The organism is Actinomadura sp. RB99 (genome assembly GCF_014706005.1).
In the GTDB taxonomy this organism is placed as follows: Bacteria; Actinomycetota; Actinomycetes; order Streptosporangiales; family Streptosporangiaceae; genus Spirillospora.
In genome coordinates this window covers 16273-41021 of record NZ_JABMCA010000084.1, presented here as the reverse complement: position 1 = coordinate 41021, position 24749 = coordinate 16273, and the positions used below count along the sequence as shown (strand labels likewise).

Annotated in this window: 22 protein-coding genes; 2 read left to right on the top strand and 20 right to left on the bottom strand. The window is 74.6% G+C overall.

Annotation, left to right across the window (positions count from 1 at the left end):
- Both amrb99_RS42625 and amrb99_RS42620 read right to left on the bottom strand, forming a co-directional pair.
- Positions 1–755, bottom strand: a 755-nt coding sequence (locus tag amrb99_RS42625; RefSeq protein ID WP_347257101.1) for a DUF5931 domain-containing protein, incomplete at its 3' end; no start/stop codon positions are given.
- 3 nt (positions 756–758) lie between these two features.
- On the bottom strand, positions 759–1505 hold the full coding sequence (locus tag amrb99_RS42620) for a lysophospholipid acyltransferase family protein (RefSeq protein ID WP_190867381.1): 747 nt from the start codon (positions 1503–1505) through the stop codon (positions 759–761).
- A 367-nt stretch (positions 1506–1872) separates the two neighbouring features.
- On the opposite strand from amrb99_RS42620, the gene amrb99_RS42615 reads away from it, so the two are divergent.
- Positions 1873–2829 (top strand): hypothetical protein, encoded by a 957-nt coding sequence (locus amrb99_RS42615; protein ID WP_190867379.1) that lies wholly within the window; start codon positions 1873–1875, stop codon positions 2827–2829.
- Positions 2830–2911: 82 nt separating this feature from the next.
- Here the strand turns inward: amrb99_RS42615 and amrb99_RS42610 are convergent, their stop codons facing one another.
- The 6 genes from amrb99_RS42610 to amrb99_RS42585 form a co-directional block, all read right to left on the bottom strand.
- Positions 2912–3622 (bottom strand): endonuclease/exonuclease/phosphatase family protein, encoded by a 711-nt coding sequence (locus tag amrb99_RS42610; RefSeq protein ID WP_190867377.1) that lies wholly within the window; start codon positions 3620–3622, stop codon positions 2912–2914.
- 10 nt (positions 3623–3632) lie between these two features.
- Positions 3633–4601 (bottom strand): ROK family glucokinase, encoded by a 969-nt coding sequence (locus amrb99_RS42605; protein ID WP_190867375.1) that lies wholly within the window; start codon positions 4599–4601, stop codon positions 3633–3635.
- Between the two features lie 49 nt (positions 4602–4650).
- The gene (locus amrb99_RS42600) at positions 4651–5259 is read right to left on the bottom strand and encodes a hypothetical protein (RefSeq protein ID WP_190867365.1); all 609 of its coding nucleotides are present in this window, start codon (positions 5257–5259) and stop codon (positions 4651–4653) included.
- A 54-nt stretch (positions 5260–5313) separates the two neighbouring features.
- Positions 5314–5748, bottom strand: a complete 435-nt coding sequence (locus amrb99_RS42595; protein ID WP_190867363.1) for an SRPBCC family protein — start codon at positions 5746–5748, stop codon at positions 5314–5316.
- 77 nt (positions 5749–5825) lie between these two features.
- On the bottom strand, positions 5826–6593 hold the full coding sequence (locus amrb99_RS42590) for a metallophosphoesterase (RefSeq protein WP_190867361.1): 768 nt from the start codon (positions 6591–6593) through the stop codon (positions 5826–5828).
- Between the two features lie 53 nt (positions 6594–6646).
- Positions 6647–7342, bottom strand: coding sequence for a copper homeostasis protein CutC (locus amrb99_RS42585; RefSeq protein ID WP_190867359.1), 696 nt, complete (start codon positions 7340–7342; stop codon positions 6647–6649).
- Between the two features lie 231 nt (positions 7343–7573).
- On the opposite strand from amrb99_RS42585, the gene amrb99_RS42580 reads away from it, so the two are divergent.
- Complete coding sequence (locus amrb99_RS42580) at positions 7574–9364, top strand: AMP-binding protein (RefSeq protein ID WP_190867357.1); 1791 nt, start codon at positions 7574–7576, stop codon at positions 9362–9364.
- Between the two features lie 51 nt (positions 9365–9415).
- Here the strand turns inward: amrb99_RS42580 and amrb99_RS42575 are convergent, their stop codons facing one another.
- The 12 genes from amrb99_RS42575 to amrb99_RS42520 form a co-directional block, all read right to left on the bottom strand.
- A complete protein-coding gene (locus amrb99_RS42575) occupies positions 9416–10078 on the bottom strand; it encodes an NAD(P)H-binding protein (protein ID WP_190867355.1) in 663 nt (220 codons plus the stop codon).
- A 44-nt stretch (positions 10079–10122) separates the two neighbouring features.
- The gene (locus amrb99_RS42570) at positions 10123–11466 is read right to left on the bottom strand and encodes a DUF1996 domain-containing protein (protein ID WP_190867353.1); all 1344 of its coding nucleotides are present in this window, start codon (positions 11464–11466) and stop codon (positions 10123–10125) included.
- Between the two features lie 37 nt (positions 11467–11503).
- The gene (locus amrb99_RS42565; RefSeq protein ID WP_347257100.1) at positions 11504–12139 is read right to left on the bottom strand and encodes a DUF4142 domain-containing protein; all 636 of its coding nucleotides are present in this window, start codon (positions 12137–12139) and stop codon (positions 11504–11506) included.
- 148 nt (positions 12140–12287) lie between these two features.
- Positions 12288–13802 carry an NADH-quinone oxidoreductase subunit NuoF family protein gene (locus amrb99_RS42560; protein WP_190867348.1) on the bottom strand — a complete coding sequence of 505 codons (1515 nt, stop codon included), beginning with the start codon at positions 13800–13802 and terminating at the stop codon, positions 12288–12290.
- Positions 13799–14818 (bottom strand): hypothetical protein, encoded by a 1020-nt coding sequence (locus amrb99_RS42555; protein ID WP_190867346.1) that lies wholly within the window; start codon positions 14816–14818, stop codon positions 13799–13801. The genes amrb99_RS42560 and amrb99_RS42555 overlap by 4 nt, the downstream gene beginning before the upstream one ends.
- Positions 14799–16463, bottom strand: coding sequence for a hypothetical protein (locus amrb99_RS42550; RefSeq protein WP_190867345.1), 1665 nt, complete (start codon positions 16461–16463; stop codon positions 14799–14801). Before amrb99_RS42550 ends, amrb99_RS42555 begins: the two co-directional genes overlap by 20 nt.
- A 316-nt stretch (positions 16464–16779) precedes the next feature.
- Positions 16780–18318 (bottom strand): penicillin-binding transpeptidase domain-containing protein, encoded by a 1539-nt coding sequence (locus tag amrb99_RS42545; protein WP_190867343.1) that lies wholly within the window; start codon positions 18316–18318, stop codon positions 16780–16782.
- Positions 18319–18871: 553 nt separating this feature from the next.
- Complete coding sequence (locus tag amrb99_RS42540; protein ID WP_190867341.1) at positions 18872–19681, bottom strand: hypothetical protein; 810 nt, start codon at positions 19679–19681, stop codon at positions 18872–18874.
- A gap of 105 nt (positions 19682–19786) precedes the next feature.
- Positions 19787–20914 (bottom strand): glycosyltransferase family 4 protein, encoded by a 1128-nt coding sequence (locus tag amrb99_RS42535; protein ID WP_190867339.1) that lies wholly within the window; start codon positions 20912–20914, stop codon positions 19787–19789.
- A 162-nt stretch (positions 20915–21076) separates the two neighbouring features.
- Positions 21077–22711, bottom strand: coding sequence for a ubiquinol-cytochrome c reductase cytochrome b subunit (locus tag amrb99_RS42530; RefSeq protein ID WP_190867337.1), 1635 nt, complete (start codon positions 22709–22711; stop codon positions 21077–21079).
- Entirely contained in the window at positions 22708–23823 is a 1116-nt protein-coding gene (locus tag amrb99_RS42525) for a Rieske 2Fe-2S domain-containing protein (protein WP_190867335.1), read from the bottom strand. Before amrb99_RS42525 ends, amrb99_RS42530 begins: the two co-directional genes overlap by 4 nt.
- Positions 23820–24731 carry a c-type cytochrome gene (locus amrb99_RS42520; RefSeq protein WP_190867333.1) on the bottom strand — a complete coding sequence of 304 codons (912 nt, stop codon included), beginning with the start codon at positions 24729–24731 and terminating at the stop codon, positions 23820–23822. The genes amrb99_RS42525 and amrb99_RS42520 overlap by 4 nt, the downstream gene beginning before the upstream one ends.
- Positions 24732–24749: the final 18 nt, after the last annotated feature.

The window sequence follows — 24749 nt, the reverse complement described above, 5'->3', positions numbered from 1 at the left end:
GGGCCGGTCCCGGGGCCGGCGCCGATCAGGGCGCGCAGCGCCGCCTCCTGCTCCCCCGCCAGCCGGCCCAGCTCGGCCGCCTCGCCGCCGGCCTCGCCGCCGCGCCGCTGCACCATCGCCAGCACCTGCAGGACCGAGTCGTGGATGCGGCGCGCCAGCCGCTCCCGCTCCCGGGTCGCCGCCTCCAGCTCGACGGCGCGGGCCAGCCGCGCCTCCGCCTCGCGCGCGAGGCGCACCACCTGGCCGACCACCAGGCCGGCGAGGAACAGCAGCACGATGCCGTTCAGCGTGGTGTTGCCCATCCCGCCGGCCGTCCCTGCCGCGGCGTGCACCAGCAGGTTCGCGACGCCGAGCACGAGCGCGGCGATGACGCCGCGCCGCCGCCCGCCCGCGACGGCCCAGGCGAGCACGGACGCGGCGACCCACGACACCGGCAGCGTCGGGCGGCCCGTCGCGATGTGGTGGGGTGTCTCCACCCAGGCGGTCGCGAGGATGCAGCCGAACGCGACGGCGAGGTCGGCGGACAGCAGCGGCCAGCCGCGCCGGGACGGGTCGCGGTACGCCAGCGTCGCGACGCCCGTCCAGACGGTCAGCACCCCGAGGACGGCCCAGCCGCCCAGCGGGTGCGCGTAGCCGCCGGAGTTCTTGCCGATGACGACGGCGGCGTAGACCAGCGCCAGCGCCCGGTACACCGCCACGGACCGCCACAGCGCCGCGTCCAGGCCGGCCATGCCCCCGCCGGTGTCGTCGCGCACGGTTCAGTCCTCGGCGATGCCCTCGTCGCCGTCGTCGCCGTCGTCGTCGACGCGGCGGACGGGCTTGCCGGCCATCTCGGCCTTGACCTCGGCGGCGTACCGGTCGACGTACTCCTGCCCCGACAGCTCCCGGATCGCCTCCATGATCTGGTCGGTGACCTCGCGGAGCACCTCGCGGTCGTCCTCGCGGCCGAAGTAGCGGGAGAAGTCCATCGGCTCGCCGAACCGCACGCCTGGGCGGACGCCGAGCCGCGGGTACGGCTGCCCGGGCGGCATCAGCTTGAAGGTGTTGATCATCGCCATCGGGATCACCGGGACGCGGGACTTCAGCGCCAGCCGCGCCACCCCGGTCTTGCCGCGGTACAGCCTCTCGTCCGGCGCCCGGGTGCCCTCGGGGTAGATGCCGAGCAGCTTGCCCTCGCCGAGGATCCGCAGGCCCGTCTGGAGCGCCGCGTCCGCCTCGGGGCCGCCGGTGCGGTCGACCGGGACGACCCCCACCCCGGTGAAGAACCCCTTGCTGATCAGGCCCTTGAGCCCCTTGCCGGTGAAGTACTCGCCCTTGCCGATGAAGAAGATCGGCCGCATCAGCGGCAGCGGGCCGAAGAAGTGGTCGGCGAACGACTGGTGGTTGCACGCCAGCAGCGCGGGGCCGCGCTTGGGGACGTTCCTCATGCCCCGGTTCCGCGGCCACCATGCGCCGTACATGATGGGTGAGAGTACGACCCTCAGCAGGATCCAGAACCAGAGCATGCCGACACCTTCCTCCGAGCCGCGTGCGCACGCGGCGCGCAAGACCGAGTCCCCGTCCGAGGGGGGTAATGATGGGACATCTTCGCATCCCGGCGGTTCCTCGCCCACACCACTGTCCCGGTGCCCGGGGCCGGTCCGGCACACCCCGCGCCCAGATGAACGTAGGCTCTGAACGGAAATCTCAATCGGGTGCGCCCGGGGGCTTGTCCCGGGCGGCGCAGCGAATACCGTGGGACACACGTTTCGGGTCGTCCGGGAGTGCCGCCGCGCACCGCGGCGGGCGGCCGGGCGCACACCTCAATGGGGGAGCGGAGGCCGTCATGCCGGTGCTGTCGGTCACGCCGGAGTCGTCGAAGGAGCCGGCCCCGTGAATCGCCGTGGCAATGGACTGTCCGCCGACACCTACGCGCCGCTGGTCGACCTCGCCCCGCATCTGGCCGACGCGATGCTGGCGGCGCTCGGCGAGGCGGGCGTGGCGGCGTACGCGGCGTCGCCGGACGGCCTGCCCGGGATCGCCGGGACGGCCGGCGGCCCCGTCGGCGACGTCCTCGACCGGCTGTACGTGGACGTCGACATGAAGCCGGCCGCCGAGGGGATCCTGCGCGCGCACCTGGCGCGGCTGCGGGACGCCGGCGTGCGCGGGGAGGGTGACGGCCGCCCCGAGCCCGACCTGGCCGACTCCGCGCCGGACACGCCGGCCGGGCGCGACGGGGTGCACGACGGCCCGCGCGACGGCGGCCTCGACGGGGGGCTCGACGGGTCCTTCGACGAGGCGTTCGAGGGCGTGTTCGACGCGCCGGGGCGCCGCGGCGACGGCGAGGCGGGCGGCGGGTCCGGGACGCCCGGCAAGGGCGACGAGGGCGGCAAGGGCCGCGACCTCGACGAGGACGCCATCTGGGCCGCGATCGTCGCGGGGTTCGACACGGCGCCGGAGGGCGACGAGGTCCCCTGGCCCGACCAGGAGAACATCGACGAGCGCCCGGCGCCGCCCCGCGAGGGCGACGACCGGACGGGCCGGCTGCCGCGGGCCCGGGTCATCCGGCCCGCCGACGAGGCCCCCGAGTTCCCGCCGGACGCCGATGACGAGGGCCACTACATCCCGCCGCCGCCCCCGCCGCTGCCGAGCGCGGACCCGCTCACCAAGGGCGCCTGGATCGCGCTGATCGGCGGCCCGGTCTACCTCCTCGTCACGGTGATCCTCGACTGGGAGGTGCCGGGCTGGGCCGCGTTCCTCGCGGTCGCCGCGTTCATCGGCGGGTTCGTGACGCTCGTGCTGCGGATGGGCGACGAGCCCCGCGACCCCGACGACGGCGCCGTCGTCTGACCGGCGGCCGTCCGGACGGTGTTCTGTGACCGGCGCCCTCTGACCGGCGCCCTCTGACCGGTGGCCGTCCGGGCGGCGCCGGCTAACCGGGCCCGGCGGGCAGGCTGAGGTCGGCGCGCAGCGGGCGGTGGTCGGTGGCGCGGACGTGGTCGCCGGGCTCGTCCGGCGGCACCCCGCATCCGGCCACCTCGACGCCGGGGTCGGCGAACACCCCGTCGATGCGGCGGCGCGGGTCGCGCGCGGAGAAGGTGAGCGGCTCCCCCGCCGGGGCGGTCGCGTGGCCGTCCTGGAAGTGCTCGGTGAGCAGCGTCCACGACGGGCCGCCCGGCTCCTCGTTGACGTCGCCCGCGAGCACGACCGGCGCGCCGTACCGGGCGCGGGCCCGGTCGAGCAGCGCCAGCACCTCGCGGACGTGCCGCAGCCGCGGCCCGTCCGCGAGGTCGAGGTGGGTGCTCGCCGCGATCAGCCGCGCCGGCCCGATCTCCAGCACCGCGACGGCCAGCGCCCGCCGGTGCAGTCCCTCGTCGGGCGTCAGCAGGTGGAACTCGCGGTGGACGCGGCGGACGCGCGGCGCCGCGAGGACGGCGAGGCCGCACGCACGGCGGCCCGCCGCCACGTCCATCCCGCACGCCCGCGCCAGCCGGCGCCGCTGCGCCCGCCAGCCCCAGAACCGCGGCACCTCCTGCAGGCACAGCACGTCCGGGCCGTTCGCGCGCACGACGCGCGCCACGGCCTCCGGGTCGTCGCGCAGCGACCGGATGTTGTAGCTCAGCACCCGGACCGGCGTCGCCACGGCGGGCGTCCTAGACCGCCGCGTCCTGGAGGGGGCGGACGCGGGCGAGGTCGGCGGCGCCGACGATGCCGGCGGCCGAGCCGAGCTCGGCGATCCGGATGTCGGGCAGCGGGCGGTGGCCGCGCCCGGTCAGCGCCTCCTCGAACGCGACGCGGATCGGGTCGAGCAGCAGGTCGCCCGCGTCGGACAGGCCGCCGCCGATGATGAACGCGCCCGGGTCCAGGATCGCGCTGAGGTCGGCGAGGCCCTGGCCCGCCCAGTGCGCGATCGTCCGGAAGCACTCCAGCGCGGCCTTGTCGCCCTCGCGGGCGGCCTGCGACACCTCGGGCCCGCTGATGCCCTCCGGGCGGCCGCCGCCGAGCTCCAGCAGCCGGCCCGCCATCGCCGGCGCGACCCGCGCGAGGTCGCGGGCCTCGTGCACGAGCGCGTTCCCGCTGGCGTACTGCTCCCAGCAGCCGCGGTTGCCGCAGCCGCACCGGCGCCCGTCGGGGACGACCCGGAAGTGCCCCATCTCGGCGCCGATCCCGAACCGGCCGCGGTACAGCTCGCCGTTGATGATGATGCCGCCGCCGATGCCGGTGCCGAGCGCGACCAGCACCAGGAAGTTCTCGCCGCGGCCCGCGCCGAACTTCGCCTCGCCCCAGGCGGTGGCGTTGCCGTCGTTCTCCACCACGACGGGCAGCCCGACGAGGTGCTCGACCTTCTCCCGGATCGGCTCCTCGCGCCAGGCGAGGTTCGGCGCGAACAGCACCGTGGAGCGGGTCTCGTCGACGAACCCGGCGGCGCCGAGCCCGACCGCCGACACCTCCGCGTACTTGCCCTTGAGCAGGTCGACGACCTCGGCGATGGTCTCGGCGGTCTCCTTGGGGTTGGTCGAGGGAGTCGGCCGCCGGACCTTCTCCAGGATCGTTCCCCGGTCGTCGACGACGCCGGCGGCGACCTTCGTGCCGCCCACGTCCACGCCGATGGTCAGGGCCATGTACGCTTCCTCCTCCTCGCGCGCCCCTGGCTGGAGCCCGTCCGCACCACTAGCCGATGTCGATGGAGTCGCCGCCGGTGGCGGCCGCCCACGGGTCGCCCGGCTCCTCGCGGGGCTCCTCCCCGCGCGGCGCCTCCCCGCGCGGCGTCCGGCCGCGCTCGGCGTCGTCGCGCGGGGCCTCGTCACGCGGCGTCCCGCCGGACGGGGCCTCGTCGCGAGGCGACCGTCCCGACCGATCGGACCTACCCGCCCCGGGGCCCGCCGACGCATCCCGGGGCCGCGGGGGCCGGTTCCGGTTCGCGCCGGGGCGGGTGCGGTCGAAGCCCTGCACCACGTCCAGCGCGGCGGCCATCAGCGACTGCCCGGCCTCCCGGACGTGCCGGCCGACGTCGTGCCCCGACTCGCGGGACGCGGCGATGGCCCGGCAGACCGGGCAGTGGCAGCACTCGGGGGCGCCGGTGGCGTAGCGCGGCGGCTCGGCGGTCGCGCTCGCCCACACGTCGTCCGCGTCGCCGCGGGGGCGGGCGCCGCGGTCGGCGCGGTCGCCGCGGTCGTCGTCGCGGTCGTCGTCGCGGGAGCCGCCGCCGACCACGCGCCTGAGCACCGCGTCGAAGAGCTTGCCCGCCTCGTTGATCAGGTCACCCGGCTGGTCGGTCATGACTCCATCATCCATCCGTCATCGGCGTGAAACGGTACCGCCTTCCGGGCGTGCTCAGCGCTCGACGCGGCGCTTGAGGCCCTTGAGCGCGGAGTCGATGATCCGCTTCTCGCCCTTGCGCTTCACCATGCCGATCATCGGGACGCGGACGTCGACCGCCAGCTCGTAGGTGACCTCGGTGGCGTCGCCCGCCTCGGCGAGCGCGTAGGTGCCGTGCAGGCCGGTGACGACCGCGCCCTTCTCGACCAGCTCCCAGCTCACCCGGTCGTCGCCGTCCCAGGTGTAGGCGAGGCCGACGGTGTCGCTGAACGGGCCGCCGTCGAAGGTCAGCCGGCCGCGCAGCGCCCGGCCGTCCGGGCCGGTCTCCTGGACGGTGAACTCGCGGATCCCGCTCGCCCAGTCCGGATATGCCTCCAGGTCGGCGATCACCGCCATGATGTCGGCCTTCGCGGCCTTGATGGTGATGGAAGAACTCGTGCGGTCCGCCATCTGCGTTCCCTCCGGTTCGCCATGGACCCGCGCCCGGGATTCCGTCGCCCGGGCCGCTGTCTAGAGCACGGTATCCGTCACACCGTGAGGACGTACGGGACCCCGCGCGCGCGGAAGTGGCCCACGTTCACGCATTCGGTGCGGCCGATGCGCATGCGGGCGGCGAGCGGCTGATGGACGTGCCCGAACAGCACGTATTTCGGCTGCGTGCGGTGGATCGCGTCCAGGATCGCCTCGCTGCCCCGCTCGAACCGGCGGGCGACGGTGTCGTAGAGCAGTTCGGGGACGGCGGGCGGGATGTGGCAGCACAGCACGTCCACCTCCCCCACCGCCTCGACCTTCGCCGCGTACGCGTCGTCGTCGAGCTCGTAGGGGGTGCGGTACTCGGTGCGGAGCCCGCCGCCGACGAACCCGAACCGCAGCCCGCCGATCTCGGTGGTCTCGCCGTCCAGGACGCGGTGCCCGTCGCGCAGGTGCGGCGCCCACATGCGCGGGACGTCGACGTTGCCGTAGGTGAGGTAGGCGGGGGTCGGCATCGCGGCGAACAGCTCGGCGTACTGCCGGTCGACGGCGCGCTCGATGTGCGGCCACGCGTCCCCTTCAAGGGAGGCCCAGAGGCCGCGGGAGAACTCGCGGGCCTCGTCGAAGCGCTTCTCGGTGCGCAGCGCGATGAAGCGGTCGGCGTTCTCCTGCCCGAACAGGTCCGCGAAGATGCCCTGCCCGTGGTCGGAGTAGTCGACGAACAGGATCAGGTCGCCGAGGCAGATGAGCGCGTCCGCGCCGTCGCCCGCGCTCTTCAGCGCGTCCGCGCGGCCATGGACGTCGCTCACCACGTGGATCCTCATGAACCGACTCTAATAGGGGACCTCTCCCCCGAAAACGGGCGCCCCTCCGGGCGTCAGCCCGCCGCGGCCGACACCAGCGAGCGCCACTCCGCCACGAGCGCGGGGTCGACGGGGGCGTCCCAGGAGCCGTCCGGGCGGACGGCGGTGCCGACGTGGAACGCGGTGACGCCCGCCGCGGCGAGCACCGCCACGTGCTTGCGGCGCAGCCCGCCGCCCGCCATGATCATCGCGGCGGAGCGGGGGTCCTCGGCGGCGCGCCGGACCAGCACGTCGACCCCGGCGTCCACGCCGCGCGGCGAGCCCGCCGTGAGCACGGCGTCCAGGCCGCCGTCGAGCGCCCGGACCGCCTCCCACGCCTGGACGGGGTCGGCGGCGTGGTCGACGGCGCGGTGGAACGTCCACGGCAGCGGCGCGCAGCCGGACGCGAGCTTGCCCGTCGCGCCGGCGTCGACGTGGCCGGAGGAGTCGAGGAAGCCGAGCACGAACCCGTCGGCCCCGGCGGCGGCGAGGTCGGCGGCGGCCCGGACGAGCCGGTCCAGCTCCGCGCCGGTGGTGCGGAACCCGGCGTTGGCCCGCAGCATCACCCGCAGCGGCAGCGCCGTCGCGGCGCGCACGGCCGCCACCATGTCCGGGTCCGGGGTGAGCCCGTCGGCCCCCATGTCGGCCACGACCTCGATCCGGTCGGCGCCGCCGTCCTGCGCGGCGCGCGCGTCCGCGGCCGTGAGCGCGATCACTTCGAGCAGGGCCATGGCTCTCCCCCGACCACTTCCGTATACGACCAGGTCAAGGGTAGGGGACGGACCGGCGGCCACCCGCCCGCGCCGAACGGTCTTTGCCGTGCCGTTAACCGTCGATCCGCAGGCCGCTCCGGGGCGGAACGCTCACTTTCGGACGGTTTTCCTACTCGTGGGTATCATTCACCCTCGGAGGGACCGGCAGGTTCCCCCGCCGTCCCCGAAGATCGATCACAGGAGTGGGCCGTGCGCGAGTTCAGCGTCCCCGCGATGGTGGAGGTCCCCGACTCCGCCAATCTGACCGACGCGCCCTTCACCCGGGCCGCCGAGGAGCCCGGCGCCATCGTGCTGCGCCGCCGCACCGGCACCGGCTGGAGCGCCGTCACCGCGGCGGAGTTCGCGGCCGAGGCCGCGGCGGTCGCCAAGGGGCTGGTGGCCGCGGGCGTCGAACCGGGCGACCGGGTCGCCCTGCTGTCGCGCACCCGCTACGAGTGGACGCTGCTGGACTACGCGATCTGGACGGCCGGCGCCGTCGCCGTCCCGATCTACGAGACCTCCTCCGCCGAGCAGATCGAGTGGATCGCCGGCGACTCCGGCGCCAAGGCGCTGTTCGCCGAGACCGACGCGCACCTGGCGCTGGTCGGCGAGGTCCGGGACCGGCTCCCGGGCCTCGCGCACGTCTGGGGCATCGACGCGGGCGCCGTCGCCGAGGTCACCGAGCTCGGCAAGGACGTCGCCGACGCGACGATCGCCGAGCGCCGCCGCTCGCGCACCGCCGCCGACGTGGCGACGCTCGTCTACACCTCCGGCACCACCGGGCGGCCGAAGGGCTGCGAGATCACCCACGGGAACCTCGTCGCGACGGCCCGGAACGCCGTGCAGGGCGCGATCTCCGAGATCGCCGTGGAGGGCAGCTCCACCCTGCTGTTCCTGCCGCTGGCGCACGTGTTCGCCCGGCTGATCGAGGTCGCCACCATCGAGGGCGGCATCGTCCTCGGCCACAGCGACATCCCCAGCCTGCTGCCCGACCTCGCCTCGTTCCGGCCGACCTTCCTGCTCGCCGTCCCGCGGGTGTTCGAGAAGGTCTACAACGGCGCCGAGCAGAAGGCGGAGGCCGACGGCAAGGGCAAGATCTTCAAGGCGGCCGCGGACACCGCGATCGCCTACAGCCGCGCGCTGGAGGCCGGCGGCCCCGGCCTCGGTCTCAAGGCCAAGCACAAGGTCTTCGACGTGCTGGTCTACGGGAAGCTCCGCGCGGCCGTCGGCGGGCGGGTGCAGTACGCGGTGTCCGGCGGCGCCGCGCTCGGCGAGCGCCTCGGCCACTTCTTCCGCGGCGTCGGCATCACGATCCTGGAGGGCTACGGCCTCACCGAGACCACCGCGCCGGCGACCGTGAACCGCCCCACCGCCATCAGGATCGGCACCGTCGGCAAGCCCATCCCGGGCGTGGACGTCCGCATAGCGGAGGACGGCGAGGTCCTGGTCCGCGGCATCAACGTGCTGCGCGGCTACTGGAACAACGAGGCCGCCACCAAGGAGGCGATCGAGGACGGCTGGTTCCACACCGGCGACCTCGGCGCCCTCGACGCCGACGGCTTCCTGAAGATCACCGGCCGGAAGAAGGAGATCCTCGTCACCGCGGCCGGCAAGAACGTCGCGCCCGCCCCGCTGGAGGACCGGCTGCGCGCCCACCCGCTGATCAGCCAGTGCCTGGTGGTCGGCGACGGCCGCAAGTTCATCAGCGCCCTGATCACGCTGGACGAGGAGGCCCTCGGCCCCTGGAAGGAGCGGCACGGCAAGCCCGCCGCGATGACCGTGGACGAGCTGCGCCGCGACCCCGACATCATCGCCGAGATCGAGGGCGCCGTCGCCGACGCGAACAAGTCGGTCAGCCACGCCGAGGCCATCAAGAAGTACGTCATCCTCGGCGTCGACTTCACCGAGGAGGCCGGGCACATGACCCCGAGCCTGAAGGTCAAGCGCAACGTCGTGATGAAGGACTTCGCCGACGAGATCGAGTCCCTCTACACCGCCTGACCGCCCGCCGCCGCCCGCGCCGCCCGGCCCGTGCGGCGCGACCGCGCCGGGTCAGCGCAGGGCGGCGACGGCGTCGGCGATCGGCACGTCGCCGTTCAGCAGGTCGAGCGTGCGGTGCCGGGCGTCCGGCAGGGCGTCCAGCAGCGCGGCGATCACCGCGGCGACGTCGTCGCGGGTCACCGCGCCGTGCCCGACCGGCGGCTCGGCGAGCGTCACGAGCCCGGTGCCCGGGTCGTCGGTGAGGCGGCCCGGGCGCAGGATCAGCCAGTCCAGGCCGCCGCGCGCCCTCAGGTCGTCCTCGGCCTCGCCCTTGGCGCGGATGTAGGCGGCCCAGACGTCGTCGCGGCCCGGTGCGGGCGGGTCGCCCGCGCCCATCGCGGACACCTGCACGAAGCCCCGCACCCCGGCGCGCTCCGCCGCGTCCGCCAGCAGCACCGACGCGGCCCGGTCGACGGTGTCCTTGCGGGCGGCGCCGCTGCCCGGGCCCGCGCCCGCGGCGAACACGACCGCGTCCGCGCCGGCCAGGTCGCCCGCGACCTGGTCCGCGGACGCCGCCTCCAGGTCCCGGACGACCGGCGTCGCGCCCGCCGCCCGCACGTCCGCCGCATGGTCGGGGTTGCGGATGAGGCTCACCACGGCGTCCCCGCGCCCGGCCAGCAGCCGGGACAGCCGCAGCGCGATCTGCCCGTGCCCGCCCGCGATCACGATCTCCATGACGCGATCCTACGCGCGGGCGCGCACGGGCCCCGGGACCGGGATCAGCGGCGGCGCCCGTTGATGGCGGCGACGGCCTTCCGCATGAGCTGGTCGTTCATCACGTTGATGAAGTCGCCGTGGTCGGTCACCGGGTCGTGGCCCTCCTCCGGGAAGGTGTCCAGCGCGAACGCGAGCGCCTTGGCGGGCAGGTTGTAGGCCAGCGTCATCCGCAGCTGCGGGACGGCCTTGCGGCCCTGCGGGCACTGGCCCGTCCGCGGGTCCGGGAAGACCATGTGGTCGCGGTGGTTCGCGCTGTCGGTGTTCTGCCCGTCCCAGCAGCTCGGGAAGTTCAGCACGCGCTCCACCATGCTGCCCTTCGGGCACAGCGGGTACTTGTCGGTGAACGCCCGGTTCTCGAACCCGCTGCACGTCCACTGGGCGTGCGCGTTGGCCGGGCCCTTCGACGACGCCTTGGCGTCACCGGTGACGATCCGGGTGAACCGCGGGATCGCCGTCACCTTGCTGCGCGGGTTGCCGAGGAACTGCAGGCGCACCTTCGCCGGGGTGACGACGCTGCCGGTGTTGCCGTCCACCTGGCTCTGCGCCGCGCGGTCGGAGCCGTCCTTGCCGGCGCGCAGCCGCACGACCGGCCAGTAATAGGTCGACTGGTCGCCGTTGGTGCAGGTCGTCCCGGCGGCGGCGAGCGTCTGGTCCGTCGAGAACGCGCTGGTGTCGAGGTTGCCGACGTAGTCGTGGATGTGGTGCGCGCCGTTCTGGACGCCGGGCGCCACGATCACGTTGTCGGGGTTGCTGTGCTTCTGCCCGGCGTTCGTGCCGCAGCTGGACGTGAACACGCCGGTGGAGGCGGCCCGCGTGCGCCGCGGCTGCCGCACGGGCTGCGCCTGGCGGATGTCGACGAACTGGTCGGCGCGCGGGCCCGGCTTCACCTGGCTCTGGCCGCCCTGCCCGCCGCCGTTCTGGTTCTGGCCGCCGCCGTTCTGACCGTTCCCGTTCTGGCCGTCGCCATTTTGGCCGTCGCCGTTCTGACCGTCGCCGTTCTGCTGGTTCGGATCGGTCTGGCCGGGATCCGGCGATCCGGAGTCCGGCGGGCTGGGGACGGCCGTCTGGGAGGGGTCCCCCATCCCGGGCATCTGGCCGTCGCCCATGCCGGGCATCTGCCCGCCGCCGTTCTGGCCGCCGTTCTGCTGGCCGCCGCCGTCGTCAGCGGGCGGGCTGGTCCGAGTGCCGTGCCCGCCCCGGTACTTCTGGACGTGCCCGACCGGATCGGCGGTGACGGTCGCGCCGCCGGGCAGCGCCCCGGCGCCCCCGGGGACGTCGTTGCACGCCGACGCGGCGAGCAGCACCGCCGGGACGATCACGGCGAAGGTCTTTCTTCTTCTTCCCATTTTGAGTACTCCCTGTGAGCGGGGGGTGGGATACCCGTCAGTGCAGCGCGGATTTGGTGACCAGGCCGGTGCTCTCCAGCAGCTGGATATGGTGCAGGACGAATTTCATCCCGCGTTCCGCGTAGGCCCGGATGATCGTGTTCTGGCTCTGCACGCGTGCCGTGGCGGCGAACGGCAGGACCTGCCCGTGCGCGGCCCGCAGCCGGAACACGTAGTCGGTGTCGAACGCCTTTCCGTCGAGCCCGGCCAGCTCCCGGAGATAGCTCCGCTGCGTGCCGTTCGGAATGGCCGGCAGGGTCACCCCGAGCTGCTGGGCGGTGGCCCGGGTGTCGGCGTCCAGCTGCATGTGCTCCTGGTTGATGATCGTGCCGATCTCGCGCACCCGGGGGCTCGCGCCGCGCTGCACGGCCATCTGGCTGGCCGGCATCTCCCAGAGCCCGGCCTGGCGGACCTTGACCAGCAGGAGCCGGTCCTGGGCGCTCAGCGGGCCCCATTTCGACGGGACGGTGGCACCCTTGTCGACGCCGTTCGCCGGGGCGACCCGCGGGTTGAGGAGGACCGCGAGGGCGGCCGCGACGACGGCCGCGACGGCCAGCAGCAGCAGGCCCCGGCCCCGGCGGAGCCCGAACCGCGGGAGCCGGCGCAGTTCCGCGACACCGTACGAATTTCTCACCGAAATCCCTTCCTCCTTCCGGGAGCGCACCGAAGAACGGACCCGGCGCGGTTTCGCCGAGGAATACGCACCGCGCCGGGCCCGGGGTTCACCGTCGCTCGGACTTTTTCATTTCTCCGGCCCGTCCGTAATGGCGGGCGGGCCGCCGTCAGGAACGCCGCGCGGGACCGCCCGGGATTCCCCCGACGACCCGCAGCGCCAATGCCGGGCACATCGCGACCGCTTTCTGCACGTCCCGCTCCATCCAGGACGGGATGTCGCTTCCGAGCACCACCGGAAAGCCGTACCGGTCGAGCTGGATCAGTTCCGGGACGAGGTAGGCGCACAGCCCGTGGCCGTCGCAGCGGCTCCAGTCGATCGCCACCCGCTCCTCCCGCCCGGTCGGGACGGGCAGCGGCAGCACCCCGAACGTCGGCAGCCCGCAGGTGCCGCCGTACCGGTGCGCGTCGATGTCGGCCCCGAACGCCTCGACCGCCGACAGCACGAACCGCGCGGTCCCGTCGGGATGGGTGCAGGCGCCGCGGCCGCGCCCGATCGCCGCGGCGCGGCGCACGTCCTCGACCGTCCCGCCGCCCTCGCTCAGCGTGTTGAGGGCCCGGACGACGTCGGGCAGCCCCAGCCGGCACGGGCCGCACTGCCCGGCGGACTGCGCGGCCAGGTAGGACGCGATCCGGGTGACCTCGCCGAGCGGGCAGGTGCCCTGCGCGAGCGGCAGGATGATGCCGGCGCCGACCGTGCCGCCGACGGCGCGCATCCCGGCCCGCGACAGCACGGCGCGCGCCGCCCCGGCCGGGTCGAGCCACGTCCCGTGGTAGCCGCCGACCAGCACGCCGGGGCCGGGCGGCACGTCGCAGTGCTTCAGGACGTCCCGCAGCGGCGTGCCGTACGGCGCCTCGACGACCGTGGTGCCGCCGACGGTGAGCAGCGTGGTGCCCGGCTCGTCGTCGGTCCCGGCGGAGGCGTACAGGTCGGGGCCGAGCGAGACCAGCACCGCGAGCTGCGCGAACGTCTCGGTGTTGGACAGCAGCGTCGGGTACCCGTCCACCCCGGACTCGGCGGCGCGGACCTTCACGCCCGGCGGGATCGGCGTCTCGCCGTTGATGGCGCGGATCACCGCGCCGCTCTCCCCGGAGATGAACCGCTCGGTCAGCCGGACGACGCGGGCGGGCATCCGCCGCTCGCCGATCGCGGCGCGCACCGACCGGGCCGCCTCGTCGCTCTCGACGGCGAGGACGATCCGCTGGGTGCCGAGCGCGGTCGCGACGATCTGCGCGCCGTCCAGCACCAGGTGCGGGGCGCGGCCGAGCAGGACCTTGTCCTTGGCGCTGCCGGGCTCGCCCTCGGCCCCGTTGACGACCACGACGACGTCCTCGCTGGAGCCGCGGTCGCCTCCCTTCTCGCCCGGCAGCAGCAGCGTCCGGTCGGCGGTCGGGTGGTTCACCCGGGACGCGACGGCGGTCAGCTTGCGCGCGAACGGGAACCCGGCGCCGCCGCGTCCTCGCATGTCGACCTGCTCGGCCATCCTGACCAGGTCGTCCAGCGAGGGGACGCGCAGCCGGCCGTGCACCGCGAGGTGCCGGTCGAGGTCGAGCCGGTCGAAGCGGTCGAAGCCGAGCGTCAGCCGGGGGCCGCCGATGTTGGAGACCGTGTGGACGGCGCTCATCGGATGACCTCGGTGTCCCAGCCGCCGCCCTCGCCCGGCAGCGGCACGCCGCGCGGGTCGGTCACGGTGGAGCGGGAGTCACGCCCGCCGAGCGGCCCGGTCACCCGCGGGTCGTCCATGCGGCGCGGGTCGTCTATTCCGCGCAAATCGTCAACACCCCGCAGGTCGTTCACACCGCGCAGGTCGTCGACGCCGCGCGGGTCGTCGTATCCGCGCGGATCGTCGTCGTATCCGGGACGGTCGTCGTAGCCGAGCCGGTCGGCGTAGCCGCGCGGGACGGCGGCGCGCGGGTCGCGCTCGGGGAACCGGCCGCGCGCGCGGCGGGCGGCGGCCGCGGCCGCCGCCCGCTCACCGGCGGCGAAGCCGTCGCCCGCCCGCCCGACCTCGCGCGGTTTGATCACCACGATGAGCCGGGTGGCGAGCGCGATGACGACGAAGACGACGCTCATCACGTAGCTGAGCACCACCCAGTTCGCCGCGACCCGTCCCGCGGTCAGGCCGTGCAGGATCCCGATCGGCCACGAGACGTACGCGACGGCGTGCATCGACCGCCACACCCACGGGCGGGCGCGGGCCACGAACCGGGTCCGCAGGACGCCGGTGATCGCGATCAGCACCATCAGCTCGAACGCGACGGTGCCGAGGCCGACCGCGTCCGGCGTCGGCACCACGATCTGCGCGGGCGTCGCGAGCCCGCCCAGCACCTTGACCGCGATGTGCGCGATGACCATCACCGACGCGACGACCGCGCAGGCGCGGTGCGCGCCCTGCGCCAGCACCCGGTGCCGGATCTTCAGGATCAGCCGCTCGGTGGCCAGCAGGCCGGTCATCACCGCGCCGGTCAGCGCGAGCAGCGTGAAGACGCCCGCGTAGAAGGAGAGGAAGTACTGCGCCTGCGCCGCGGCGACGGCGCCCGGCGGGGTCGCGGCGCCGGCGAGCACCAGCACCGCGCCGACGAGCACGGTTCGCAGCACCCACGCGGGCACCGCGGGATCGTCACTGTTGCGTGTTCGCACCGCTCGGACTCCTGTTCTGGGTAGCGGACGGCGACGGGTCGCCGGCCGATCCTGCGCCGCCGCCCGGCTCGTCGCCGGGCGCCGGCGATGACGGCGGGGCATCCGCCGCGGGGACCGCGCCGAGGTTGGCGATGAGGCCCCCGGGAAGCACCTGGAGCAGGCCGCGCTCGGCGAATCCGAGCAGCGGTTTCGCGCGTTCGCTGAACGTCCAGCCGCCGATGACGGCGCCGTCGAGCGGGACGGGCGCGGCGCCGCGGCGCAGGTCGAAGCGGACCTCGGCGCGGGCGGCCGGGGCGCCGCCGCAGGCCCCGGCGGTGCCGGTGCGGCCGAGCGGGTCGCCGCGCCCGACGACGCTGCCGTCGCGCAGCTGCGCCGCCGACCGGACCCGGTCGTAGACGGTGGCGACGCCGCTGGCGTGGACGACCATGAGCAGCGCGGGCCCGGAGCCGTCGCCGCAGAACCGGTACAGCCGGCCCGCGCCGGACGCCAGGACGCGCCCGTCGCCGCCCGCGAACGCCAGCGCGGACAGCGGGCGCCGCGCGGAGGCGGGGTCCGCGGTCAGCATCGTCCAGGACGTGCCGCTCTTCCACGGCAGCATCAGCCCGTCGCCGGCGCCCGTGCCGTTGACCGCGGCGGCGGCCTGCTCGGCGGACAGCGCGCCGTAGCGGCGCAGCGCGCGGGACTCCGCCGCCGACATGACGGTGGCGGGCATCGCGCCGAGCAGGGTGCCGAACGCGGTGGCGCCGGACAGGCCGATCCGCCAGTCCCGGCCCGTCCAGCGGGCCGCGAAGAACGCGATCTCGGGGTCGGCGTCGCTGCTCGCCGGGACGGGGATGGCGGTGGTGCCGAACACCCACGTCCCGTCGGCGCTGGTCCGGGTGGCGGCGACGATCGGCGCCCGCGTCGGCGCGGCGCCGTAGGCCTGCTTGGCCGCGGCGCCCCGCTGGGCGAGGGTCAGCTTGCGCACCTGCGCCGCCAGCGCCTGCGCGTCCGGACGCGCCGGCGCGGCGGGGGCGCCCGACGCGGCGGGCGCCTGCCGGTGCGGCTGCTGCGCGCCGGGCGCGGCGGTGGCGTGGCCCTTCGGGTGCCGCGCCCCCTTGCCGGCGCCGACCGACTCGGTCGTGCCGATCGGGCGGCCGTCCAGCAGCGTCCGCTCGGCTATGCCCAGCAGGGACAGGCCGACGACGGCCGACAGGATGAGCGCGCCCGCGCCGATCCGGTCGCCGGGCATGCGCGGCCCGCGCGGCCTCGCCTTCGGTCCGGGACGGGGCCGGGTGGGCGGGCGCCGCCCTGAGCCTCGGGCGGGCTCGCGGCGCCGGGCCGCGGCGGGCGCCTCGGCCCGGTACTCGGCCCGGTGGTCGGCTCGGCGCTCGGCCCGGTACGCCGACCGGCGCTCCGGCTGCCGCCGTGTCCGGTTCTTCTCGCGCCGCCGGACGTCACGGCGCGTCGGTTCGCGCCTGCGCCGCCGGCCCCGCTCGTCCCATCCCGGCTGCTCCGACCACCACGACCCCTCAGGCCACTGCGGCTCGTCCGGCCGGCGGCCGGGTGCGGGCCGCGCCCCCGGCGAGGGACGCTCGGGTGCCCGCGCCCACGGTGAAGCATGCGTGTTGATCCGGGACGCATGCCCGTCGTCACGTCGCGCCATGCCCTCTCCTGTGGAGGAGGCGGAGCGCAGGCGAACGCCGGGTCGGCTCGGTGCCGTCCGGGCGCGCGGCCCGGCGGCGGTCCTGCTGAGACATCGGGAGCGCGGTGTGCGGAGCCCGCTCGCTCCCGCCGCGTTCCCGTACGGGATGCGCAATGGATCCCGCCGATCACCACCGGAGCATACGCCCCATTGGTCCCTCAGAAGAGGGTTGGTGACAAAAAACGGTTCAAGCCGTCTTCGCGGCCGTTCCGCTCATCGTGGGAGTACGCGCGCGGAACGGCGGGGGTTCAGCCGTTCCGCGCCATTTTCCGGCCGGTCAGCGCAGGAACGCCGCGGCGAGCGGCGCGGCCGTCCTCGGCCCGGACCCGCCGTCCTGGACGAACACCGAGAACGCCAGGTCGCCGCGGTATCCGATGAACCAGGCGTGCGCCGAGCCGTCGTCGGAGTACTCGGCGGTCCCCGTCTTGCCCGCCGTGCCGTCCGGCAGGCCGGCGCCCGCGGCGGTGCCGCCGGTGACCACCGCCCGCATCATCGACCGCAGCGCGGCGGCCCCGGGGATCGGGTGCGGGTCCGGCGTGTCGCCGCCGCTCTCGCGAACCAGCTTCGCCGCCACCAGCCGCGGCGGCCGCCACGATCCGTCCGCGACGGCCGCCGCGACGCTCGCCATCAGCAGCGGGCTCGCCTGGACGCGGCCCTGCCCGATCGCCGCCTCCGCCAGCTCCGCGCCGCTCTGCACGCCAGGGAAGCCGCCCTCCAGCATCCGCACCCCGGGCGAGAACCTCGTCTCGAACCCGAACCTGCGGGCGCTCGCGGCGAGCTTGCCGGCGCCCAGGCTCTCGACGCCGAGGCGCGCGAACGTGGTGTTGCAGGACGCGGCGAACGCGCCGCTCAGCGTCGTGCGCCCCAGCTCGTGGCCCTCGTCGTTGCGGATCGTCCGCTGCGCGGTGACGACGGACGCCGGGCAGTCGGCGGGCGTGCCCGGCCCCGCCCCGTCCGCGACCAGCCCGCCCGCCGTGACGACCTTGAACGTCGAGCCCGGCGGGTAGAGGCCGGCGAACGCGCCGAGCCCGCCGAGGGCGTCCGCGACGGCCAGCACCTCGCCGGTGGACGGCCGCAGCGCGACGATCGCCGCCGCCTTGGGCACGGAGCGGACGGCCTTCTCGGCGGCCGTCTGCCACCGCCGGTCCAGGGTCGTGCGGATCCTCCTGCCCGGCGCGCCGCCGAGCACCTTCACCCGCTGCGGCGGCCCGTCGCCGTCGCGCATCTCGATGACCCACCTGGCCTCGTCGTAGCCCTCCGGCGTCAGGTCGTCGACGAGTTCGGCCAGGTAGGGCGCGAGGAGCCCGGTGTCGGGCAGCGCCTTGCCGTCGCGGGCGACGAGCGTGACGGCGGGCAGCCGCACCTGGGCGAGCGACCACGTCCCCCTGCCCTTCAGGCCGGGGTAGAGGGTCGCGGGCGTCCACAGCACCCGCCACCGCCCGTCCACGCGGCCGAGGCGCAGCACCGCCCCGAACGACCACTCGCCGTGCCCGGCGAGCGTGCGGGTGACGGTGAAGTCGGCGTGCGCCGCGCCGGGGCCGGTCCGCACCACCGGGCGCGGTTCGACCATGATCGAGGTGACCGTGAGGCCGCGCGACAGCGCCCGGTACTGCCGGGCGAAGTCGCCGGGCGGGTCGGCGACGAGGTCGCGCATGTCGTCCAGCGCCCCGCGCCGCCAGGCGGCGAAGTAGTCCGCCGCGATCTCCTCCGGCGTCCCGGCGCCGCGCCCGCCGCGCAGCCGCCAGGCCGCGACGAGCCCGCCGGCGAGGGCCACCGCCACCAGCACCGCGAGCACGCCGACGCTCCGCGATCGCATCCGCGCTCCCCTCCCCCAGCCCCCGAATGGAGATCATCTCAATGGGAGCCGGAAATGGACATGGGGAGTAACGACCGTTTTGAGGCCGAACCTGGCCGATGAATTAGCCATGAGTAATCCACCCCTTAAGTCCGCTTTAACGGGCGTGCCGGCGGGCGTCCCGCGGCCTAGCGTCGGGGACGTCGATGACCGTGCACGCACAGCGGCGGGAGGGCCCCGAGATGGCGCAGCGCTTCACCGGGACCGCTCCTCCCCGCAGCCGGAAGGCCCACCACTCCCGGGCGTCCGGTCGTCGAACCGGGGCCGTGCCCCCGGGACCCGTCCACGCGGCACCGATCCGGCCCCGCGGGCCGGCCCTTCGCGGCGCGCCCGTCTCCAGGTCCTCCCCCACCGGGCGCTGGACCGGCCGGCGCAGGATCGCACCCACCTCGGCAGGGGCGTGCGCGTGGAACCGGTCTCCGGAGCACGGGCACGGCCCCCCTCGACCCGCCGGTCCCGGGACGGGCCCCGCCTACGGCGCGGGGGCGGGGCCCCGTCCCGGGACCGTGCGCGGCTAGCGGGTCCAGGGCAGGCGGACGGCCTCCAGCTCGGGGTCGTCCAGCAGCGCCTGGACGAGCGAGGTCGGGCCGACGACCTTCGTGCCCCACAGGTCCCAGTCGCAGTACACGACCCAGGAGCGGTCCTCCGCCCACAGGTCGGACGGGCAGCTCGTCATCGCCGGGTGGTCGTACAGCCGGGCCGCGTCGCCCAGCCGGCCCGCCAGGACCGTCTCGTCGTCCCAGTCCGCGGTGACGAGCGGGCAGTAGTAGGCCAGGCAGCGGGTGGCGGCGCCGGCCGGGCTGTGCCGCAGCAGCACCCCGACCAGCCGGTGCCAGCTCTCCCGGTCCAGGCAGCCCTCCGCGGGCGGCCGGATGGCCGCCGACCAGCTCCCCGCCGGATGTCCCTGCCGCAGGCAGCGGTTGCCGGGCAGCTCCCCCTCCGGCACCGCGGGCTCGCCGAACCCGCGCGCCAGCTCCCGCCAGCGCAGCCGCCGCCAGCCCGCGCCGGGGTCGCCGCTGCGGCCGAGCTCGGTGCCGGTGACGATCGCGCCCTCCAGCAGGTCGCCCACGTCGCCCGGCGCCTCCCCGGCCGGGTCGGGCGGCTCCACCAGCCCCGCGCCCAGCACCGACTGGTGGACGTCGTCGTGCGTCGTGGTGACCAGGCCCTCCTCCCACGCGTACATCGCGTGCAAGAGCCAGGCGGAGTCGGGGTTGCGGGGCGGCTCGAACCCCGAGTAGCAGTGGTCGGGATCCAGGTCGTGCAGCCACCGCGCGGTCTCGCCGGGAACCCGTGCCCACACATCCTCGATGTCCGCGTTCTCCATACTGCGCATCCTGTCACCCGGCACGGGGCGTGCGATACGCGGCGGCCGTATGCTTCTGGCCGCGCACCGGTCCGGGGCCGTGACCGCGGCGCCACATCCGCCGGGTCAGCCGTGCAGCAGGGCGTCCAGGCGGGCCGCCTGCACCTCCCAGCGCCACTCCCGCTCCACCCACGCGCGGCCCGCGCGGCCCATCGCCGCGGCCCGCTCCGGGTCCGCGAGCAGGCCCGCGACCGCGTCCGCGACCCGCGGCACCGACCGGCCGGGCACCACCACGCCCGTCTCGCCGTCGAGGACGGCGTCGGGGGCGCCGCCGGAGTCGCCCGCGACGACCGGCAGGCCCGTCGCCGACGCCTCCAGGTAGACGATGCCGAGCCCTTCGACGTCCAGGCCGCGGCGGCGCGTCCGGCAGGGCATCGCGAAGACGTCCCCGGCGTCGTAGTGGGCGGGCAGCTCCTCCCACGGCACGCTTCCGGTGAGCACGACCGACCCGGCCACGCCCTCGGACGCCGCGAGCCGCTCCAGCTCCGCGCGGTACGGGCCGCCGCCGACGAGCAGGAGCGCCGCGTCGGGGACCGTCGCCAGCACCCGCGGCCACGCCCGGATCAGGGCGTCCTGCCCCTTGCGGGGCACCAGCCGGGACACGCACACCGCGACGGGCCGGTCCGCCAGGCCGTGCCGCGCCCTGATCTCCGCGCCGCCGGCTCCGGCGCGGAAGAGCGTCTCGTCGACGCCCGGCGCGAGCCGCGCCATCCGCGCGGCACCGGCCGGGGACAGCGCGCGCGCCATCCGCGACCGCGTGTACTCACCCAGGTAGGTGAGGGCGTCCACGTCGTCTCCGATGCGGCGCAGCAGCGACCGCGCGACCGGCAGCGACGCCCAGCCCGCCTCATGCCCGTGCGTGATCCCGACGATCCGCTCCGCCCCGCGCCGCCGCAGTGCCGGCGCGAGCAGCCCCAGCGGCGCCGCCGCGCCGAACACCACCGAGTCGCAGCGCTCCGCGCGCATCAGCGCGGACGCGCGGCACAGCACGCCCGGCTCCGGCAGCATCAGCGACCCGGGATGCCGCACGACGTCGAACGGCTGCACCGCGTCGAACGCCGCCGCCCCCTTCCACGCCGGCGCGTACACCACCACCGAGCCGGGCGGGCGCCGGACGGCGAGGCCGTGCACGAACGCCTGGATCCCGCCGGGACGGGGCGGGAAGTCGTTGGTCACCACCAGGGTCTTGGTCATCGTCGGCCAGGATACGGACCCCGCACCGCCCCGGAGCAGCCGGAACGCCGCGCAGCGCGCACATCGGCGCGCGCCGGGCGGCGGCCGGGCAGGCAGGGGCCGGGCAAAGCGAAGGGCCCGGCACCGTCGTCCGGTGCCGGGCCCCTCGATCGGGCTCCGCGATCAGTGGCTGATCTCGTGCGACTGCTTGCCGCCCTCGATCTCCGCGTGCTCGCCGTGCTCGTGCTCCTCGACGGGGATGTCGTCGAAGGTCCACGCCCGGTTCAGCCGCGACCGCAGGTGCCCGAGCGGGCCCTTCGCGGCCGGGATGCCGTTGGCGTCGCGCTGCGGCGCCTCCGGACGGGTGTTCTCCTTCGACAGCAGGACCGCCCGCTGCTCCTCGCGCGCCGGCTCGTGCCGCTCGGAGAACCGGCCCTCCGGCGACATGAGGATGACGCCCGACTCGACGCCGTGCCCGACGACGTCCGCGTCCTTGCGCTGCAGCCCCAGGCAGATCCGCTTGGTGATGATGAAGGCCAGGAACGGCCCGACGAAGATCGTCACCCGGAAGAACCAGGTCGTGGCGTACAGGGAGAGGTCGAACTTGTCGGCCAGGACGTCGTTCGCGCCCGCCAGCCACAGCAGCCCGTAGAACGTGACCGCCGCGACGCCGGTGGCGGTGCGGATCGGGGCGTTGCGCGGACGGGTGTTGACGTGGTGGTGCCGCTTGTCCCCGGTGACCCACTGCTCGACGAACGGCCAGGCCATCGCGCCGCCGAAGACGATGCCGAGCGGGATCGTCGCCGGTATCAGCACGTTGAAGCTGACCGTGTGGCCCCAGGCGCTGACCTCCCAGTTCGGCATGATGCGCAGCGCGCCCTCCAGGACGCCCATGTACCAGTCCGGCTGGGAGCCCGCGGAGATGGCGCCCGGATCGTACGGTCCGAACAGCCAGATCGGGTTGATCTGCGCGAACGCGCCGAGCAGCGCGATGACACCGAAGGTGAACAGGAAGTACGCGCCCGTCTTGGCCATGAAGACCGGGTAGAACGGGTAGCCGTACACCTGCTGCTCGGTCTGGTTCTTCACCGGCATCGCGGTGTGCTTCTGCACCCACATGATCATCATGTGCGCGGTCACCAGGCCCAGGATCAGGCCGGGGATCAGCAGGATGTGCAGCATGTACAGGCGCGGCACGATGTCCTGGCCGGGGAACTCCCCGCCGAACAGGAACATGTAGCCGTACGTGCCGACCAGCGGGATCGCCTCGAGCACGCCCTGGGTGATGCGCAGGCCCGTGCCGGACAGCAGGTCGTCCGGCAGCGAGTACCCGAACAGGCCCTCCAGCATGCCGAGGACGAACATGCTGATGCCGATGAGGTAGTTCAGCTCGCGCGGCTTGCGGTAGGCGCCGGTGAAGAACACCCGCAGCATGTGCGCCAGGATCGACGCCATGAACAGGATCGCCGCCCAGTGGTGGATCTGCCGCATGAGCAGGCCACCGCGCACGTCGAAGCTGATGTGCAGCGTGGAGGCGTACGCCTCCGACATCTGCACGCCCTTCAGGTGCGTGTACGAGCCGTTGTAGATGACCTCGTTCATGCTCGGCTTGAACCAGAGCGTCAGGAACGTCCCGGTCAGCAGCAGGATGATGAACGAGTACAGGGCGATCTCGCCCAGCATGAACGACCAGTGGTCCGGAAAGACCTTCTTCATGTTCCGCTTGAAGAAGGTGGTGGAACCGAGCCGGTCGTCGATGAAGTTGAGCGGTCCCTCGACCGCCTTCGGAGCCGTGGCCCCGGCTGTCGCCTCGCTCATCCGCGCTCCCAGAAGCTCGGGCCGATCGGCTCGTGGTAGTCGCTCGTGGCGACGATGTAGCCGTCCTCGACCGCCAGCGGAAGCTGCGGCAGCGGACGCGCCGCCGGGCCGAACACGACCTTGGCCGCGTCGGTCGCGTCGAACGTCGACTGGTGGCACGGGCACAGGATGTGGTGCGTGGTCTGCTCGTAGAGCGCGGCCGGGCAGCCGACGTGCGTGCAGACCTTCGAGTACGCCACGATCCCGTTGATGTGCCAGTTCTCGCGTCCCTTGGCGGGCTTGAACTCGTTCTCGGGCACGTTGATCAGGATGGTGACGGCCTTCGCGTTCTGCGTCAGCACCTGGTCCTCGGGCACGCCCTCCTCGATGCCCTCGGGCAGGACGGTGATCATCCCGCCGGGCGAGGAGAAGTCGCTGACCCGCAGCGGCTTGTTGGTGCCGTCCACCACGAGGCGGACGCCCTTCTTGCCCTGCGCCTGCGCCTTCTTGACCGCTTCGCCCCAGTAGGTGGAGCGCAGCCGCTTCTCCGGCAGCGGGCCGAGGTCGCGCAGCAGCACCAGCGGCGCCAGGCCGAGCGGCGCCGCCGCCAGCAGCAGCGTGCGGCGCAGCAGCGGGCGCTTGGTCAGGCCGCTGTCGGACGCCCCCTCCAGGAAGTCCTGGGTGAAGGCCGCGCGGGTCTCCTCGTCGGCCTGCAGGTTGTGCCGCTCCTGCACGATCGGCTTGCTGGTCATGAGCCGGCGCACCCAGATGGTGACGCCCGCGGCCAGCGCGAGGAACGACAGCGCCATCAGGCCGCCGAGCCAGTAGTTGGACTCGCGCGTCCGGGTCACGCCGTGCATGCCGCCGTTGCGGCCGCTCCAGCCGATGTAGTACGCGATGAACGCCACGCTGGCGGCGAACGCCAGCAGGAAGAACGTCGCGACGACGCGCTCGGCGCGCTTGGCCGACGCCTCGTCCAGCTCCTCCCCGACGCCCGCGGGCGCGGAGATGTCGTCCTGCGCGAGCAGGGTCCTGTCCCTCGCCGGAGACGGCGTGCCGATCACGCGCCCGTGCGCGCCGCCGCCCTCGCCGGGCTCCTTCGAGCCGGCGGTGTCCTTGTTCTCGTCGCTCATGACTTCTTCAGCTTCTTCGGCTTCTTCGCGGTGATCCACATCGCCGCCATCACCAGCAGGCCGAGCCCGACCAGCCAGCCGACCAGGCCCTCCGACACCGGGCCGATGCGGCCGAGGCCGTTACCGCCGGGGTTCGGCTGCTCGCGGGTCTGCACCAGGTAGGAGATGATCGCCTGCTTGTCCTGCGGGGTGAGCGTGGTGTCGTTGAACACCGGCATCGCCTGCGGGCCGGTCAGCATCGCCTCGTACATCTGCGTGGGCGTGACGTCGCTCTTGGACAGCGGCGGGGCGTACTTGCCGCCCGTCAGCGCGCCGCCCTGCCCGGTGAAGTTGTGGCACTGGGCGCAGTTCGTGCGGAACAGCTTGCCGCCGAGCGCCACGTCGCCCTTGGTCGGGTCGGTCGCCGACGCCGGCGGGACCTCCGGGCCGCCGCCGAGCGAGGAGATGTAGGCCCGCAGGTCGGCGAGGTTCTTCTCGGCCTGCGCCTTCTGCTGCTCGGCCGCCTTGCGCTTGGCCTCGTCCTCGTAGTCGGTCTTGATCTGGGTGTTGAAGGCGGGGATCGGCGTCTTGCGCGGGAACTGCGCACCAGGGCTCATCGCGGGCATGCGGCCCGTGCTGACCTGGAAGTCGACGCTGGCCGCCCCAACCCCGAGCAGACTCGGCGCGATCGGCTTGCCCTTGGCGTCCTTGGTGCCCTCGGCGTTCAGGCCGTGGCAGCTGGCGCAGTTCTTGTTGAACAGCTGCTGGCCGTTCTTCAGGTCCTGCGCCGCCTGGGCCGTGCTCTCCGCCTCGGCGCGTCCAGTCTGCGGCGCGAAACCGGCGTAGATGACGCCGATCGCCGCCAGGGCCGCCAGCACGACGGCGTAGCCCGCCCAGGGGCGCCGTCGCCATGCGGTGATCCTTCTCACGGAAATCCCCGTTCGGGT